The 16386-nt window shown below is 72.8% G+C and carries 14 protein-coding genes; 8 read left to right on the top strand and 6 right to left on the bottom strand.

All coding sequences use genetic code 11. The annotated features are described in order from the left end of the window. Positions 1-9: 9 nt before the first annotated feature. Positions 10-1497, top strand: coding sequence for a DUF7059 domain-containing protein (locus tag FHX37_RS21400; RefSeq protein WP_141926087.1), 1488 nt, complete (start codon positions 10-12; stop codon positions 1495-1497). A gap of 54 nt (positions 1498-1551) precedes the next feature. Further along, a complete protein-coding gene (locus FHX37_RS23935; RefSeq protein ID WP_141926283.1) occupies positions 1552-1737 on the top strand; it encodes a zinc ribbon domain-containing protein in 186 nt (61 codons plus the stop codon). Positions 1738-1927: 190 nt separating this feature from the next. Here FHX37_RS23935 and FHX37_RS21390 read toward each other — a convergent pair whose 3' ends face one another. Further along, positions 1928-2653 carry an SDR family oxidoreductase gene (locus FHX37_RS21390; protein ID WP_141926086.1) on the bottom strand — a complete coding sequence of 242 codons (726 nt, stop codon included), beginning with the start codon at positions 2651-2653 and terminating at the stop codon, positions 1928-1930. An 83-nt stretch (positions 2654-2736) separates the two neighbouring features. On the opposite strand from FHX37_RS21390, the gene FHX37_RS21385 reads away from it, so the two are divergent. Continuing rightward, positions 2737-3615 (top strand): LysR family transcriptional regulator, encoded by an 879-nt coding sequence (locus tag FHX37_RS21385; protein WP_141926085.1) that lies wholly within the window; start codon positions 2737-2739, stop codon positions 3613-3615. 143 nt (positions 3616-3758) lie between these two features. Here FHX37_RS21385 and FHX37_RS21380 read toward each other — a convergent pair whose 3' ends face one another. From FHX37_RS21380 to FHX37_RS21365, 4 genes are all read right to left on the bottom strand, one after another. Continuing rightward, on the bottom strand, positions 3759-6842 hold the full coding sequence (locus tag FHX37_RS21380) for a sacsin N-terminal ATP-binding-like domain-containing protein (RefSeq protein WP_141926084.1): 3084 nt from the start codon (positions 6840-6842) through the stop codon (positions 3759-3761). A gap of 554 nt (positions 6843-7396) precedes the next feature. After that, positions 7397-8152 (bottom strand): DUF3027 domain-containing protein, encoded by a 756-nt coding sequence (locus FHX37_RS21375; protein ID WP_141926282.1) that lies wholly within the window; start codon positions 8150-8152, stop codon positions 7397-7399. Positions 8153-8423: 271 nt separating this feature from the next. Further along, positions 8424-8807: a cold-shock protein gene (locus tag FHX37_RS21370; RefSeq protein WP_141926083.1), complete on the bottom strand. Its 384-nt coding sequence runs from the start codon at positions 8805-8807 to the stop codon at positions 8424-8426. A 498-nt stretch (positions 8808-9305) separates the two neighbouring features. Further along, complete coding sequence (locus tag FHX37_RS21365) at positions 9306-10070, bottom strand: HAAS signaling domain-containing protein (protein WP_141926082.1); 765 nt, start codon at positions 10068-10070, stop codon at positions 9306-9308. Positions 10071-10252: 182 nt separating this feature from the next. Between FHX37_RS21365 and FHX37_RS21360 the strand changes: the two genes are divergently transcribed. From FHX37_RS21360 to FHX37_RS21340, 5 genes are all read left to right on the top strand, one after another. Next, entirely contained in the window at positions 10253-10573 is a 321-nt protein-coding gene (locus FHX37_RS21360; protein ID WP_141926081.1) for a hypothetical protein, read from the top strand. 62 nt (positions 10574-10635) lie between these two features. Continuing rightward, positions 10636-13080 (top strand): helicase-associated domain-containing protein, encoded by a 2445-nt coding sequence (locus FHX37_RS21355; protein WP_141926080.1) that lies wholly within the window; start codon positions 10636-10638, stop codon positions 13078-13080. Between the two features lie 88 nt (positions 13081-13168). Further along, on the top strand, positions 13169-13567 hold the full coding sequence (locus FHX37_RS21350) for a CD225/dispanin family protein (protein ID WP_141926079.1): 399 nt from the start codon (positions 13169-13171) through the stop codon (positions 13565-13567). Positions 13568-13749: 182 nt separating this feature from the next. Next, a complete protein-coding gene (locus FHX37_RS23765; RefSeq protein ID WP_246062488.1) occupies positions 13750-14172 on the top strand; it encodes a hypothetical protein in 423 nt (140 codons plus the stop codon). A gap of 96 nt (positions 14173-14268) precedes the next feature. Then, positions 14269-15921, top strand: a complete 1653-nt coding sequence (locus tag FHX37_RS21340) for a DNA repair helicase XPB (protein ID WP_141926078.1) — start codon at positions 14269-14271, stop codon at positions 15919-15921. Between the two features lie 35 nt (positions 15922-15956). Here FHX37_RS21340 and FHX37_RS21335 read toward each other — a convergent pair whose 3' ends face one another. After that, complete coding sequence (locus tag FHX37_RS21335; protein WP_170181672.1) at positions 15957-16367, bottom strand: TIGR03667 family PPOX class F420-dependent oxidoreductase; 411 nt, start codon at positions 16365-16367, stop codon at positions 15957-15959. Between the last annotated feature and the right edge of the window lie 19 nt (positions 16368-16386).

Below are 16386 nucleotides of genomic sequence, written 5' to 3'. Positions count from 1 at the left end.
AATGGGCCCGTGTCTGCAACGTTGAGACCCTTCCCCCGCCCCGTAGCCGAACAGCTCCGCAGCGCCCTGGCCGAGGCCGACTACACCGTCTCGGGTGTGCGCGACCGCCTCGGTGACACCGCGGCGCGGGCGCTCGCCCGGGACCAGCTCCGGCCGGCCCTGCGCGCCACCGGTGGAGAGGAACCGCTGGGGGTGTTACTGCGGCTGTGGTGGCTGGGGTATCCCGTGCCCGAGCGGACCGTCGCCAACCTGCTCCCCCTGCGGGAGCTCACCGACGCCGGGTTGCTCGCGGCGCACGAGGGTGAGGTGCGCTCCCGCGTACGCCTGGAACCCCGCGACCTGGACGGGGACCGGCGGGGCTACCTGGTGTCGGACTTTCCGGTCCTTCCCGGTCAGGGCACTCCGGACGCGCAGCACGTGGTGCGGGCCGGCGGGGCCTCGGCCACCCTGTCGTCCCTGCTCGTGGACGGCCCCGTGGAACGCGCCCTCGACCTGGGAACCGGCTGCGGGGTGCAGGCCCTGCACCTGGCCGGCCGGGCCTCCGAGGTGTACGCGACCGACGTCAACCCCCGCGCGCTGGAACTGGCCGACATCAGTTGCGCCCTGTCCGGGGTGGACAACGTCCACCTGCTCCAGGGGTCGCTGTACGAACCCGTCGCCGACCAGCGGTTCGACCTCATCGTGTCCAACCCGCCGTTCGTCATCACCCCCGACCCGGCCCGCTATCCCTACCGGGAGACCGAGTTCCCCGGGGACGCGTTCTGCGCGGAGGTCGTGCGCAACGCTCCCGACCACCTCACCGAGGGCGGCTGGTGCCAGATCCTCGCGAACTGGACGCACACCGACGGCGCGGACTGGCGCGACAGGGTCGGTTCGTGGGTGTCGGGCACCGGCTGTTCGGGCTGGGTGGTGCAGCGCGACTCCCAGGACCCGGCCGAGTACGTGGAGCTGTGGCTGCGCGACGCGTGCGAGCACGGCACCCCCGAGTACGACCGGCGTTACGACGCGTGGCTGGGGCACTTCGAGAGGGAGGGCGTCGACGGGGTCGGGTTCGGCTGGATCTGCCTGCGCAACGACGCCGCCCAGGACGCCACCGTGCGGGTGGAGGAGCTGCGGCACGAGGTGGAGACCCCGGTGGGGAGCTACCTGCCCGGTGTCGTCGACGGGGCGATGACCGCGCACCGGCTCACCGACGCCGCCCTGCTGTCGGCGCACGTGGCGGTGGCCTCCGACGTGGTGGAGGAGCGCGTCAGCGTGCCCGGGGCGCCCGACCCGGAACGCATCCTGCTGCGGCAGCGGAACGGCACCCGGCGGGTGGCCCAGGTCGGCACTGTGGAGGCGGCGCTGGCCAGCGTCTGCGACGGGACCATGCCCGTGGGTCCGCTCCTGGACGTCATCGCGGAGCTGACCGGCCGGGAGACCACCGAGGTGCGGGAGCGCACCCCCGACATCCTGCGTTCCCTGATCGCCGAGGGGTTCTTCCGCGTGGCGCGGTGACCGGCGCGGGCGGCCTCCTCACGCCCCGCCGGCCGGAGAGGTCTCCTCCAGGTCCTGTTTGATGGACGCTGTTCGCGACGAGCGACGCCTCAGCCTAGTAAAACGTGTTCCGCGGGTGGCGTGGTGAAAGCCAGACTGCGCCCATCCACGCGGATCTTTTCCTGTCATGCCTGCGGTTTGCGTCTGGACCGCGACCGCAATACCGCCCGCAACCTCGCCTGGCTAGTGCTTTGGCCGTGATTGTCTGGGGTGCTTGGTCATGCTGCTCGGGGGCGGCCCAGTGGTGGCCTTTTTCGCTACGGATGCGGACGCGGTCGCAGCGAAGTACACAGCCGACGGTCCGTGCGGGTCGAGCCGCTGCGGAGAACGGTTCGGTGGCGGACGGGAGGGACGGTGCGGTCTGGCGCCGGCGCCCTCCCGTCCGTCCGGGTTACCAGGGGACGACGCCCTCGTCGTCGAAGAAGCCGCCGCGTGGCCCGTCATCCGGAAGGGTGGCGAGTCGGATTGCGATGGCGGCACCCTGCTCGGGCGTCCGCGGCGCGTTGAAACCGGTGAAGTCGGTCGCGACGTAGCCGGGGCAGGCGGCGTTCACGATGACGTTCGTGTCGGCGAGTTGGCGGGCGTACTGTGCCGTGACGCTGTTGAGCATCGACTTCGACGGTGCGTAAGCGGCCATGATCGGGCCGGTCTGCAGTGTCAATGACCCCATGTTGCTCGACATGTTGACGATGCGCGGCGAGTTTGCGCGGCTAAGCAGCGGGAGCATCGCGTTCGTCACCCAAACTACCCCGAACACGTTCGTGTCGAGGACGGTGCGGACGACGTCGAGGTCGAGCGTCGTCGGATCCTGTGCGCCACCGTCGGTCCGGCCGGAGATACCCGCGTTATTGACGAGCACGTCGAGCCGTCCTGCCGTCCGCTCGATGGTCGCTGCCGCCGCAGCGACGCTGTCGTCGGAGGTGACGTCGAGGGCGACCCCGAACGCTTCGATGCCTGCGGACCGCAGACGCTCGACGGCCTCCTCGCGCCTGGCGTCGTCGCGTGCGCCCACTCCGACCGTGAAGCCGATCGCCCCAAGGCCCTGTGCGATAGCGAAACCGATTCCCTTGTTTGCGCCAGTAACTAGCGCGGTCTTCGTGTCGTTCACGCGATCCATGCTCGGCGAGCCGTGCGCTCGTCGTCCAAGATCGATGCAGCACGCTGTGATACTCGCCAGGTATCAGACGCTAGGCTGCGTCCGTGGACGATCTTGAGACTCGCGAGCTCCGCTACTTCGTCGCCGTCGCCGAGGAGCTGCACTTCGGTCGCGCCGCCGTTCGGCTCGGTATCGAACAACCGCCGCTCTCACGCGCGATCCGCCAGCTGGAGCGGCGGATCGGCGTCCAGCTCTTCGACCGGAACCGTCGTGGAGCAGCGCTTACCGAGGCTGGCGAGGTCCTGCTCCGCGAGGCCCAAGCGGCCCTCGATGCGGTCGCGGCCGCTGCGCGCCGGACGCGGCGCGCCGGGGACCTGAAGCGGCCACTAGTGCTCGTGACGAAAGCCGGGGCATCCCACGAGCTGCTGCAGCGCCTCCTCGACACGTTTGCGAGCGAACCCAGCGCGCCGCCGGTCGACGTCCTCCTGTGCGAGGTCGGCGAGCAGGCACAGCTACTGCGCAACGGGCGCGCCGACGTGGCACTCATGCACCAGCCATTCGACGACCTCGCCGGGTTCGACACCGAGGACCTCTACGTCGAAGGCCAGATCGCGCTCCTTCCTGCGGGCCATCCGCTCGCATCACGCAGTCAGCTCACGCTGGCGGAGGTCAGCGACGTGCCGGACCTGCCGCTCGCTCGATGGCCCCGGATCGACGGGTCCTACCCGGACGGGCCCGGGCCGGAGGTGCACACCCAGTCGCAGCTCGCTCAGCTCGTGGCGCTCGGCAAGACGCTGCTCGTCATTCCCGCCTCCAGCCGTGCCTGGCAGTGGCCCGCTCACGTCGCGGTGCCCGTCGTCGACGCACCGGACGTCACCACGGTGCTCGCATGGCCGCCAAACAGTCACTCACCGGACATTGCATCACTCGTCCGCTCAGCGTCCGGGCTTCGCAGCACTGCGTCTTCTACGCCCGCGGACTGAGGGATTCTCGCTGCAGGACCGGTACAGCCCTTGCTAGTGCTTTGGCCGTGATTGTTTGGGGTGTGAGGTTGTCCAGACGGTCACGGCACTAGTCGAGACAAACGCCGCGTAGCAGTACGACGACTCAGAACATGCGCACGTTTTTACACATCTTCTGAACTTCCTACCTCGGTCTCCGCCAGCAGCTCGGGCAGCGTGTCCGGGTGGTGCAGCGCCGCGGCCACCAGGTGCCGCCGCTGCCACTGGCCAGCGGCCCAGCACAGTGCGCGGGCGAGCCCGTCGACACCCGAGGCGTGCAGCGCGTCCGCGCCGCACCGCCAGCTGACCGCCACCCCGTCCACCAGCAACCGTTCGTGGTGCACGTAGGTGGTGGCGCTGGTGTCCAGGAACGACCGCACCTCCTCGGGGACGTTGCGCACCTCTCCGAGCGTGGTGACGCGGCCGGGAACCTCCTCGCTGGCCAGGGCCAGGTCCAGCACGTCGGCGAGGGCCGCCGCCACACCCGCCGGGGCGAGGACCACCGGACGCTGAGCCAGCAACGGGAGCAGGTCGGGCGCATCCACGACCACGGCCTCCTCCGCGTCGGCGGTCACGACGGCGCCGTCGCGCACCGCGCGCACCACCTCGGGCGGGGACACGCGGTCCGGTTCCACCCGCGCCAGCGCCGCCCACAACCGGGGCAGGTGCCGGCGGGGCACGTGCCGCTGCGGGTCGGCGAGGCGCCGCAGGAGGTCGTCGGGCCCGTCGGGTTCGGCCAGGAGGTCCTCCGTGGTGTGCCGTACGCCCAGCGCCAGGGCGAGCCGGGTGTCCAACCCCTCGGGTGCCCGGTCGTACAGCGCGGCGAGGGCCGGCTCGGCGTGTGCGGTGCGCAGCGCGGCGGGTTCGCGGCCGTCCACCACCGGAACGTGCCGCAGCCACCAGGCGGTGTAGGAGCGGGTGTCGGCCGTGGCCCCCTCCCCCGTCACGACACGGGCGGGTTCGACGACGGCCGCGCGCAGCTCGTCCGATCCGGCGATGAGCTCCAGGGCCTGGGGCCAGCGGTCGTCGCGGACGAACTCCAGGTCCGCGACCCCCACCAGTTCCGTCACCACCGGCGGCGTTCCGGTCTCGCCGAGGGAGTCCTCCACCTCGCGCGCCCACAGGTCCAGGTCCGCCAGCCACGCCCCGTCCAGACTGTCGGGGAGGCTGGGGCCCAGCGGCACCTCCGTGGCCCGCACCAGGGTGAAGGTGGACACCACGCCGACCTTCTCCAGGGTGCGCTGCCCGTGGCTGTCCACGAGGTCCGCGGCGAGGGTGCCGAACGGGGCGTCGTCGGTGAGGATGTCGTGCAGGGGGCTGTCGGGCAGCAGGAGCTCACCGGCGGGCGAGTAGCCGCCGTCGCTGTCGCGCAGCGCCAGCTCCGCCAGCCAGGGCTCCTCTGCCGCGGTGGTGCCGGCGAGAGCGGCCAGAGCCAGGACGGGGCCCGTGACCTCCTCGGGGTCGTCGGCGTCCAGCGAGTTGCGCACCGCTTCCCGGGTGAGCGGGTCGGTGAGGACCGCGTCCTCGTCGGCCTCCACCGCGCCGAGCCGCAGCAGCAGGGGGTCCATCGCGTCGGGGTGGACGATCCGCACCCCCAGGGGGGACAGTCCCTGCGGGTCGAGGTCGCCCGTGTCGAACGCGGGACCGGTGGGGGCGAGGAGGCCGCGCGGGGAGCGCACGGTGCGGCCGTCGGCGAGCGGGACCGGCAGAGCGCCGAGGTCGCCGAGGTCGGTGCCGTGCGTTCCGGAGGTGCGCAGCGCCGCGTACAGGCGCCGCCACCATTCCGGCTCCCGGTCCGCGTCGGCGAGCTGGTCGGCGAGCTCGGCCAGGCCGACGCGGCGCACCCGCAGCTGGGCCAGGGCGGGGTGGTTGGGGTTCCAGGACCCGGGCAGGGCGCTGGGCGCGAGGTCGGACACGGCCCGGGTGACCTCGGCTCCGCCGTCGATGACGGCGGCGTCCCGGGGCCGGACCGGCTCTCCGGTCTCGGTGACCAGGAACGGGGTTTCCTGGAGGGGTTTGGTCAGGGCGGAACGCAGCATCCCGTCGAACTCGCCCGCGGCGGCGGGGGTGGCGGGGACGAGGTCGAGGGCGGTGCGGGCGTCGAGGAGGCCGAGCAGGTCGCAGTAGGCTCCGGCCGCTTCGGTGAGGAGCGCGTCGGTCGCCGGACCGGCCGCGATGTGCCTGCGGTCGGGGGTGAGCGGGAAGGTGCCGATGAGCAGCGCCGGCAGGGACAGGACCGCGTCACTGGGTGTGGGCGCGTGCACCACCCGGGCGGCGGCGGGGAGCTCGCCGGGTCCGCCGTCCTCGCGCAGCGGAACCGCCCAGGTGACGGCCCAGTCCGGGCGGGCGCGTTCCTCGGCGGGACGGTCCGCGAGCGTGTCCGGGGAGAGCCGCCCGGTACGGGTGACGGTGCGCCACCGGGTGTCGCGGGTCGCGGAGTCGTCGGCGGCGCGGGTGTGGACGTCGGGGCTGTCGGGGGCGCTGCTGCGGGTGATACGGCGGTGCGCCCCGTCGACGGTGACCCACACCTCGGTGAGGTAAGGCAGTGCGAGCAGCAGCGTCTCGCTGGTCTCGTCCAGCAGTTCGACCACGCGTTCGCGGGCGTCACTGTCGCGCAGCCGCAGGAGCACGGCCGTGTCGTATCCCTCCGGCGGGGGCTCGTGCGGGGCGGGGAACGGAAGGCGCAGCATCGGGAGGTCGCCGCCGCGCCGGTGGATCTCCTCGGCGAGGCCGCTGCGGGCGCGTCCGGTCTCCAGCAGCTCGCTCTCGACGGCGGTCCGGGCACGGTGCAGACTCCAGCAGACGGCGCCGTCCCGCGAGGTGGCGGTGATGTCGTCGCTGACCGCGGCGGCGGCGGAGAAGCCCACGCCGAACCGCCCGGTGGCCGCGGCCTGGTCGCGTTTGGCGGAGGCCCGCAACGTCGCGAGGGACTCCACACCGTCGGCGTCCAGCGGCGCTCCGGTGTTCGCGGCGGTCAGCAGGGTGTTGTCCAGGTCCAGGTGGAGTTTCCCGGTGGTTCCCGCGCGGCGGGCGGCGTCCGCGGCGTTCTGGGCGAGCTCCACGATGACGCGGTCGTGGTACCCGTCGCGGGTGTAGTCCTCGTGGGCGTTGGCGTCCTCGCGGAACCGCGCCGGGGAGTCAGCCCATCCGTCGAGGACGCGTCTGCGGAGTTCGGCGGTGCCGAACGGGTCGTCCTGGGTGCGGGTCATGACTGGTCCTCCCGGGTCGGCGGTGGTGACCTCGAATGCGTGGGCGGGTGCGGCGGCCGCGGACACGGTACCGCTGCCGTTCCCGCCGTAGGTGGCGCGCGGTTCCGTTGTGCGCGTCCCGGAAGGCGCGCGTGCGACTGTACCGCGCCGGGGAGCCCGGGAGGGGCCGGGTCCGGCCGTGTCCGGCCACGCGTGCCGCCGCGCTCCGTTCCGGCGCCGCGCTGGCCGCGTCCGCGCCGGTCATGACGGGAGCGCCCCGGCGTGCCGTCCCGGTCGGTGGTGTCCCGGGGCCCGTCCGGCGGAGCGTGTCCGCCACGGGCGGCGCCGGTGCCGCGCCAGCGCGGTGCCGTGGCGGCGCGCGGCGGGCGGACGGGCGTCCACCGGACGGCCCTTGGTCCTGTTTTTTGGGCGCTGTTCATCGCGAGCGGCGTCTCCGGTGCCGCCCGGCACGGCCGGCCAGGGAGGCGGAGCGGACCCTCCGCCGACCGACGAGAACACCGCCGGGCGGTGTGCCGGGGCGGCGCGCAGCAGGACAAGCGTCCGAAAAACAGGACCTAACCGTCGGAGGAAACGAGTTCCAGTTCCGACGTGTCGTCGGCGACGATGTGGTCGTAGTCCCACTCGTCCACGACGACGGGCGCGAGGGGTTCGCTGTGCTGGTTGGAGTGCGAGGCTTCGGAGTGGGCGCCGCACCCGTGGTCGAGGGAGACGACCTTGCCGTCGTCGGGGGCGTACTCGTTCGTGCACACTCCGAACATCTGCCGGAGCCCGCCCGCCAGCGGGGTCATGAAACCGCAGGTCGCGCACGGGGCGGGGGCGGCCGTGGCTATGGCGCTGCGCGGTCCGGGCTCTCCCTCGTACCAGCGTTCCGCCGCGGCCTTGCGGCCGGTCTCGGACAGGACCCGGGCGCGGCCGAGTCCGGGCTCCCACTCCTGGTGCTTGTCGACGCCCTCCTCGTCGTCCTCGTCGGGCACCTGGGTGAAGCCGGGTTTCAGCCGTTCGTCGTCCACGGAGGCCGGCAGCAGGTCGCCCACGCCGAGGTCGCCGGGACGCAGCCGGTCCTTCCACGGCACCCACGCGGGCGGCAGCAGGGACTCGGCTCCGGGCAGCAGCACCGCCTCGTTCACCGTGACGGTCTTGGCGCGCGCCGCGCGCACGACGGTGACGGCGTAGTGCCATCCCGGGTAGGCGGGGTCGAGGCAGGCGAACAGGTGGGTGACGAGACGGGTGTCCTCGACGTTCGCCGCGAGGTGGTCACCGACCCACTCGGGATGTCCGACCTCGGCGGCCGCTTCGCGCGCGAGGTCCACCGCTTCGATACAGGCCTGGTCTGGTGTGGGAGAACGACGCCTAGGGCTCACACTCCCATTTTCGCTGATAGCGGTAACCGACATGACCACGCGCGCGCCCGGCGGGCGCGCGGTGTCCCGCCAACCGGCGCCGCACCGGCATCACCGCGCATTGAGGGTGACGAAAATCACACTCCTGGTACGGCGTGTCCGGCTTCCCGGCAGCGGTCATCCGACCCGGCGGGCGGCCGCCCGTCCGCGCCGACCGGGGCGCCGCACCGGGCGGACCCGCTCACGCCTCCATGTCGTCGGCGACGCGGCGGAGCACCTGGGCGATCTTGCTCGCCTCCTGGCGGTCGGGGTGCTTGCCCTTGCGGTACGTACCGGACACGCCGTCCAGGAGACGGATCAGGTCCTCGACGAGGCTCACCATCTCGTCCGGCTTCTTGCGTGTCGCCTTGGCGACCGACCGCGGGGCGTCGAGGAGCTTCAGCTGGAGCGCCTGCATCCCCTTTCGGCCCTCGACCACGCCGAACTCGACCCGCTGGCCGGCGCGCAGGGACGTCGCGCCCTGAGGTAGCGCGGAGGAATGCACGAAGACCTCCCCGCCGTCATCGCGGGTGAGAAAGCCGAACCCCTTGTCGCTGTCGTACCACTTGACCTTGCCGGTGGGCACGGGTGACCTCACGCTCTCGCCGTCGGACCGAAGGAGGGAAGCCCGGCGAACCGGCCGCGTCAACCGGAGAGTCTCCCGCAGCTTCCGCACGCCCCATCCTCGCACAGGGGCATTCAAAGGTTACTTCTCAGAGTTCCGTTCCCCAAGTGGCCCGCGGACACGCCGCGCCGCGCTCCCCGGCCGGGCCGGGTGGCGTGCCACCAGCGGTGAGGGGCCCGGATGCGGTCCTCCGGGCCCCTCCATCAGCGACACCCCCTGTCCCGCGGGTTGCGGAGTGTGGGACGGGACCCGGCGGAGCCGGGGTGCCACCAATCCTGGATGCGGTGCGGTCACGTACCCGTACCTGAGCGGAGTCCCGACCGCCCCTGTAGCGGGGCGACGCGGAACGCACGAGCATCATGCTCCGGGACACGCCCGCGGGACGTGCCGCGAACCGCGCGACAACCGGAATATTGGCGAAGCTTTACCCCCGTCTGACCCGCACGGCGTGCGGGCCGGTCAGTCCGCGGCCTCCCGGGTGATGCGTGAGGTCCGCGCGGCCAAATAGAACGCAACGCACACCGCGGCGGCACGCAGCCCGTACACACCCGTGTCCGCGAGAGAACCGAGAAGGACCTGGTCGATGTAGGGCGCCTCTCCCGGCCACAGCAGCATCCCCAGAGCCGTCGCGGCAACGGGCACCCCCAGCGCCACCCACTTGTCGCGCCGTGTCCACACCCGGCTCAGCGCCGCCAGGGCGGCGCCCAGGAGCCACACGGCGGCCAGCGCCGAACCGGCCGCGCTGGCGAGGTAGAGGAGAAGGGCCAACAGCTCCGGTGGGTTCCGGCGCGCCGCACGCGCCAGGTCGCCCAGGGCCCGTCCCGGCGCGATCCCCTCCGAAGGCCGGCCGAACGCCCCTCCCCGGCCGAGCCAGCCACCGTCGGGACCGCCGCGCCAGGGTGGCGGGTCGCGCCGCACCCGCCTCGGGTTCTCCGGTTGGGACTCCTCCTCGGGGGTGACCGCGGCGCCCGGACCTCCGGGAGGGCCGGGCACGGCCTCGGTCGCGCACTCGCGGGAGACGAGCTCGGCGGGATCCCCGAACTCCTCCAGGACGCGCCGGACGTCCTCCACCCGCGTTGCCTTCCCTCCGATACAGGCGGCCTCGATCCGGGATCGCAGACCGGCGAGGTAGGAGGCGCGGTGGCGCGGTGACAGGGCCCCGTAGGCGGCGTCTCCGACGCGTGACAGGTAGGACAGCACCAGTTGTTCGGCGCGCTCGCTCATACGCCCCATAGTGCCGCACATATGGGGTCTGTTCCGGTTTGCGGCCCTATGCCGGATCCCGGTCACGGGGGCACGCCGCGCACTCCCGCTTCCCGAACGAAAAGTTACCTTCCGACTACTGTTCGCATATGTAGGATGGCGCAGCGACAACCCCTGCACCCTGCAACGAGAGTGGAGCACGGATGCGCTTGCGCGTTCCCGCTGTCCTGAGCGCCGCCGCGGCGGCCGCGTTCCTCGCCGCGCCGCCGGCCCACGGACAGACCGGCAGCCTGGAGATGTACTCCGGCCCCGGAATCAACTACCAAGTCCTCGACGTCGGCGACGGTTGCCACACCTTCGACCGGCGCATGGTGGGCTTCGCCGACTCCGACCCCGTCGCCGACTACATGTTCTACTCCGGCCCGGACTGCACCGGCGCCCCGCTGGGCAGCGGCCGCGACGACTCCCAGTGGATACCGCCGCTGGACGGGGTCCGCTCCGTACACCTGCAGTTCGACGGGTGAGACGCCCCGGGCGCAGCGGCCCCGGTCCCGCTGCGCCCGGCGATCGCGTAACGTTATGAGCGATGACCGATGACGCTACCGCGGGTCGCGCCGCCGGGCGTCCTTGCGGATTCACGTCGTGGCTGCGCGCCCTTCCCGACACCGACATCGCGGAGCTGTTCGCCGCACGCCCCGACCTCGGCACCCCGGTTCCCGCCGACATGGCCGACCTCGCGGACCGGGCCAGTGCCCGCCCGTCCGTGACGCGCCTCCTGGACCGGCTCGACCGGTTCAGCCTCCAGGTACTCGAGGGGGTGGCCGCACTCGGGGACGGCCGCGGCACCGGGGAGCCCGGCACCGCACCGGAGGAGCTCGCCGCCGCGCTGGGAACCGACCCGGCACCGGTGCGGCGGGCCCTGGAACCGTTGCGCCGCGCCGCCCTGGTCTGGGAGGACAGCCACCGCCTGCACCCGCTTCCCGGCCTCACCGAGATCCTCGCCCCACCGGCGGGGCTCGGTCCTCCCCTGCGGGTGCTGCTCGGCGACCTTCCCACCTCCCGGCTGGAGGGCATCGCCGCCGCCACCGGCCTCGACCCCGCCACCGCGGGAACCGGGGAGGACGGAAGCGAACTGGCCGAACGGCTGGCCGCGCACGTCGGCGCCCCGGACCGGATCGGCTCCCTGCTCGCCGACGCGGGCGACGACGCCCGCCCGGTCGTGGACCGGCTCGTGTGGGGTCCGCCCCACGGCACTCTCACCGGTGCCACCCGCGACATCGACCCCTCGCCGCACGCCTCCCCCATCGCCCGGCTCCTCGCCCGGGCGCTGCTGGTGCCGCTCGACGACACCACCGTCGCCCTCCCCCGCGAGGTGGGGCTGTTCCTGCGTGAGGGGCACCTGTTCCACCAGGCCGCCTCGGAGCCCCCCGCCCTCGACGGGCCCGCGCGTTCCCCCGCGGCGGCCACCCAGGCGGCCGCGGGCCAGGCGTTCGCCGTCCTGCGCGCGGTCGAGGAACTGCTGGAACAGTGGGCGCACGACCCTCCGGGAGTGTTGCGCAACGGCGGCCTGGGCGTGCGGGACGTACGCCACGCCGCCCAGACACTGGAGCTCGAGGAGCCGGACGCCGCGCTGCTCATCGAAACCGCGCGGGCGGCGGGTCTCATCGCCACCGACGGCGGGGTGTCGGGGGCGTGGCTGCCGGCCCCCGGATACGACCTGTGGCGCCGCACCCCGCCGGAGCGGCGCTGGCTGCGGCTCGCCGAGGCGTGGCTGCACTCCACCCGGGTTCCCGCCCTCAGCGGTTCCAAGGACGAACGCGGCCGCACCCGCAACGTCCTCGGCGAGGGTTTGGACCGGCGGCTCGCCCCGGAGGTGCGGTTCGACGTGCTGACGGCGCTCGCCGCCACGGCCGAGGGCACGGCGCCCCGACACGACTCCGTGACCGCTTACCTGGAGTGGTTGCGGCCGCGCCGCCAGGGCGAGGCCTACGGGGAGCTCGCCGAGGCCGCGCTGCGCGAGGCGACGGTACTGGGCTTCACGGGACGGGGCGCGCTGGCCCCGCACGCCCGCGCGCTGCTGGAGGAGGCCGCCGGCGGCGACACCCGCACCGCCGACCGGGAGGACTCCCGCGCAGCCGCGGAACTGGCCGCCGAGCTGCCCCGGCCGAGTTCGGAGGTGCTGGTGCAGGGCGACCTCACCGCGGTCGCGCCGGGGCCGCTCGTCCCGGAGCTGGCCCGGGAGCTGGCGCTGGCCGCCGACGTGGAGTCCACCGGCGGCGCCACCGTGTACCGGTTCACCACCGAGTCGGTGCGTCGCGCCCTAGACGCCGGGCGCGACGCGGAGGAACTGACCGGCTTCCTGGAGCGCCACTCCCGCACCCCGCTGCCGCAGCCGCTGCGGTACCTCATCTCCGACACCGCCCGCAAACACGGGCGGCTGCGCGCGGGTACCGCGTCCAGCTACCTGCGGTGCGACGATCCCGCCCTGTTGGACGAGCTGACGCACGACACCCGCACCGGTGACCTCGTCCTCATCCGGTTGGCACCCACGGTCGTCGCCAGCCGCAGCACCCGCCCGGTACTGCTGGAACGGTTGACGTCGCTGGGCTACCACCCCGTCGCCGAGACGACGGAAGGGTCGGTGCAGCTCAGCCGTTCCGAGGGCCAGCGGGCCAGTGAGAGCCCCACCGGCAGCGGCCTGGAGGGGCCCACGGTGCCGGACCCGAAGCTGCGGGAGGCCGCGGCCCGGGCCGTACGCGCCGGGGACACCGCGGCCTCGGCCGGTTCCGCCTCGGGGGCGCGGCCCGAGACGACCCTGTCCGAGTTGGCCGAGGCGGCGGAGCACGGGCGCCAGGTGTGGATCGGTTACCTGGGTTCCGACGGCCGCAGGAGCAGCAGGATCGTCGAACCGTCCCGGGTCGACGGCGGGTACCTCACCGCCTACGACGCCACCCGTGCCGCGGTGCACCGTTTCGCGGTGCAGCGGATAACGGGCGTCGCCGACCTCGACGCGGCGGGGGCCACCGCATAAGGCGCTTCCGGGCGCGGTAGGTAGGAGGGTGTCGGGCGCGGCGTCGCCCGACCCGAGCCGGTGCAGGACGCAGACGAGGGAAGCCAGCGTGAACAACCAGTCACTCCCCCCGGGAGCCTCCTCCCCCAGGGACGACCAGGACGGCGCCGCGGGCACGCGGGACCGCGGCGCGGGGCGGGATCAGGGCCGCGAGGAGGCGCGGGCCGCGGGTTCCAGCAGTTCCACCATGGCGTTGATGCTGCACGCCCTGACGTTCGTGTGCTGCGGCAACTGGATCTTCGGCGTGATCGGGATCGTGTTCGCGGTGCGTGCCGCGCACAAACGGGACCGGGGGTTGTACGAGGAGGCCGAGGTCCTCACCCGCTACTCGTGGTACTCGTTGGGGGCCGCGGCGGTCATGGCCGTGGTGATGTTTGGGCTGTCCCTCTGGATCTTCACCCAGGCCGGCTCCTGGGTGGGAGGCCCGGCGCCCGAGTCCCTCTGGTAGGTGCCGGCTCTCGCGCGCACCGTGGTGTTCCTGTGGTGGTGCGGGAGGAATGTCTGAGACCTCAGGACCGCTTTATCCGTTATGCCTGGACAGCTATAGTGGCCGGACTGGCGATGATCGTCCCTTTCGCCATGTTGCACCTCGCGTTTCGGCCGTAGGGCCGTGGACGAACGGGAGCGGCGATGCCACACCAGCGACCCGATCCCCGGCGGTTCTGGGAGGACACCGGCCCGGCCGTCGCGGGCCGGGCTCCGGCGGACCAACGCGCCGATGTTCCCGCGGCTGTTCCCCCGTCCTACACGTACGGGGCGCCGCACCCGGCGAGCGGACCGCCGCCGCGTGTGGGCAGCGCGGTCACCGCCCTGGTCTGCGCCGTGCTGACCCTCGCCATCCCCGCGTTCTTCACGCTGGTGCTGGGTGTGCTCCCGTTCGCGGTACTGGTGAACGTCCCCGGGATCGCCTTCGGGGCCGCCACACTGGCCAGAACCGGTGACCCGGAGGAAGTGGAACGGTTCATCGCCTACACCTGGGGGGCCACGATCCTGTACCTCCTGGTGGTCGCCCTCGCCATCGCCGGGATGGTCACCCTGCTCCTGACGGTGTGACGGTCCGGGAACCGTCGGTCCCGTCCTCTCGGCCGGAGCCGCTGCGTCGCGGAACACGACCGGTAGCCTGGGAGGTCGCGCCCCGGAAGGAGGACCGTGCCCGACGGACCGCTCATCGTCCAATCCGACAAGACCCTGCTGCTGGAGATCGACCAGGGGCTGGCCGACGAGTGCCGCCGCGCCATCGCCCCGTTCGCGGAGCTGGAGCGTGCTCCCGAGCACGTGCACACCTACCGGGTCACACCACTGGCGCTGTGGAACGCCCGGGCCGCGGGGCACGACGCCGAGCAGGTCATCGACGTCCTCCTCGCCTACTCCCGGTTCCCGGTCCCGCACTCGCTTCTGGTGGACATCACCGAGACGATGGACCGGTACGGGAAGCTGCGGCTGCTCTCCCACCCGGCGCACGGTCTCGTCCTGCACGCCACCGACACGGACGTGCTGGAGGAGGTCGCCCGCGCCGCGGCGACGGCGGGCATGCTCGGCGAGCGGGTCGAGCCGGACACCGCCACCGTCCACCCCAGCGAGCGCGGCAACCTCAAACAGGCCCTGCTCAAGCTCGGCTGGCCCGCCGAGGACCTCGCGGGACACGTCGACGGTGAGTACCACCCGGTCGCGTTGAACCAGGACACGTGGCAGCTGCGCGACTACCAGCGGGAGGCCGCCGACAGTTTCCACGCCGGCGGGTCCGGAGTGGTGGTACTGCCCTGCGGGGCCGGCAAGACCCTCGTCGGGGCGGCCGCGATGTCCCTGGCCCAGGCGACCACCCTGATCCTGGTCACCAACACGGTCGCGGTGCACCAGTGGCGCAGCGAACTGCTGCGCCGCACCACCCTCACCGCTGAGGAGATCGGCGAGTACAGCGGCTCCCGCAAGGACGTCCGGCCGGTCACGATCGCGACCTACCAGGTGCTGGCGACGCGGAGGAAGGGCGCCCCGCTGCACCGGGAACTGTTCGACGCGCGGGACTGGGGCCTGATCATCTACGACGAGGTGCACCTCCTCCCCGCCCCGATCTTCCGGGAGACCGCCGAGCTGCAGGCCCGCCGGCGGCTCGGGCTGACCGCGACACTGGTGCGTGAGGACGGCCGGGAGGAGGACGTGTTCTCCCTCATCGGGCCGAAACGCTACGACGCGCCGTGGAAGGAGATGGAGGAGCAGGGCTGGATCGCCCCGGCGGACTGCGTGGAGGTCCGGGCGGACCTCACCGAGGCGGAGCGGCTCGCCTACGCGACCGCCGACTCCCAGGACCGGTACCGGTTCTGCGCCTCCTCCGGGTCCAAGACGGAGATCGTGCGGGAGCTGGTGCAGCGGCACGCCGGGGAGCAGACGCTGATCATCGGCACCTACATCGACCAGCTGACCGAACTCGCCGAGGCCGTGGACGCGCCGCTCGTCACCGGGGACACCCCGGTGCGGGAACGCGAGCGGCTGTTCGACCGGTTCCGGTCCGGCGAGGTGGGGACACTGGCGGTGTCCAAGGTCGCCAACTTCTCCATCGACCTGCCCGAGGCCGGGGTGGCGATCCAGGTGTCGGGTTCGTTCGGCTCCCGGCAGGAGGAGGCCCAGCGGCTGGGGCGGCTGCTGCGCCCGAAGACGGCGGCGCGCCGCGCCCGGTTCTACGCGGTGGTCACCCGGGACACGCTGGACCAGGAGTACGCCGCGCACCGCCAGCGGTTCCTGGCCGAGCGCGGCTACACCTACCGGATCGCCGACGCGAACGACGTCCTCGCGGGCGAGGAGCTCTAGGTGCTGTGTGACGGGCGGTGCCCGTCACACAGCACCTAGCCGACGTCCCAGACGCGGTGCGGTGTGACGCGCACCGACACGGAGTAGAACTCGTCCACCTGCGCCATGGTGAGACCGATCTCGGGAACCAGCGGCTCGTACTTCTCGCGGTAGGCGGGAACGTCCGAGGGCGGCCGGGGGTCGGTCACCACCTCGGCGAGGCCGCTGAGGACGTCGACCTCCTCACCGGAGAAGTCGGCGTTGAAGTGCACGGCGACCTTGGGGTTGGCGCGGATGTGGGCGACCTTGGCCGACGCCGGGAAGGTGTAGACCACGAACGCCTCCCCGTCCCAGATGAACCACACGGGGCGCGGGGCGGGTTGCCCCGACGGGGAGGCGGTGCTGAGCCACAGTATCCGCTCGGTGTCGACGCGCTGGCGGAGTCGCGGTGTGAGTTCGAAAGCCACGTCCGCCATTGTGCGGTGT

This window comes from Haloactinospora alba, from assembly GCF_006717075.1.
GTDB classification, from domain to species: Bacteria; Actinomycetota; Actinomycetes; order Streptosporangiales; family Streptosporangiaceae; genus Haloactinospora; species Haloactinospora alba.
The sequence above is the reverse complement of the archived record's forward strand: the minus strand, read 5'-3'. Positions and strand labels throughout refer to the sequence as shown.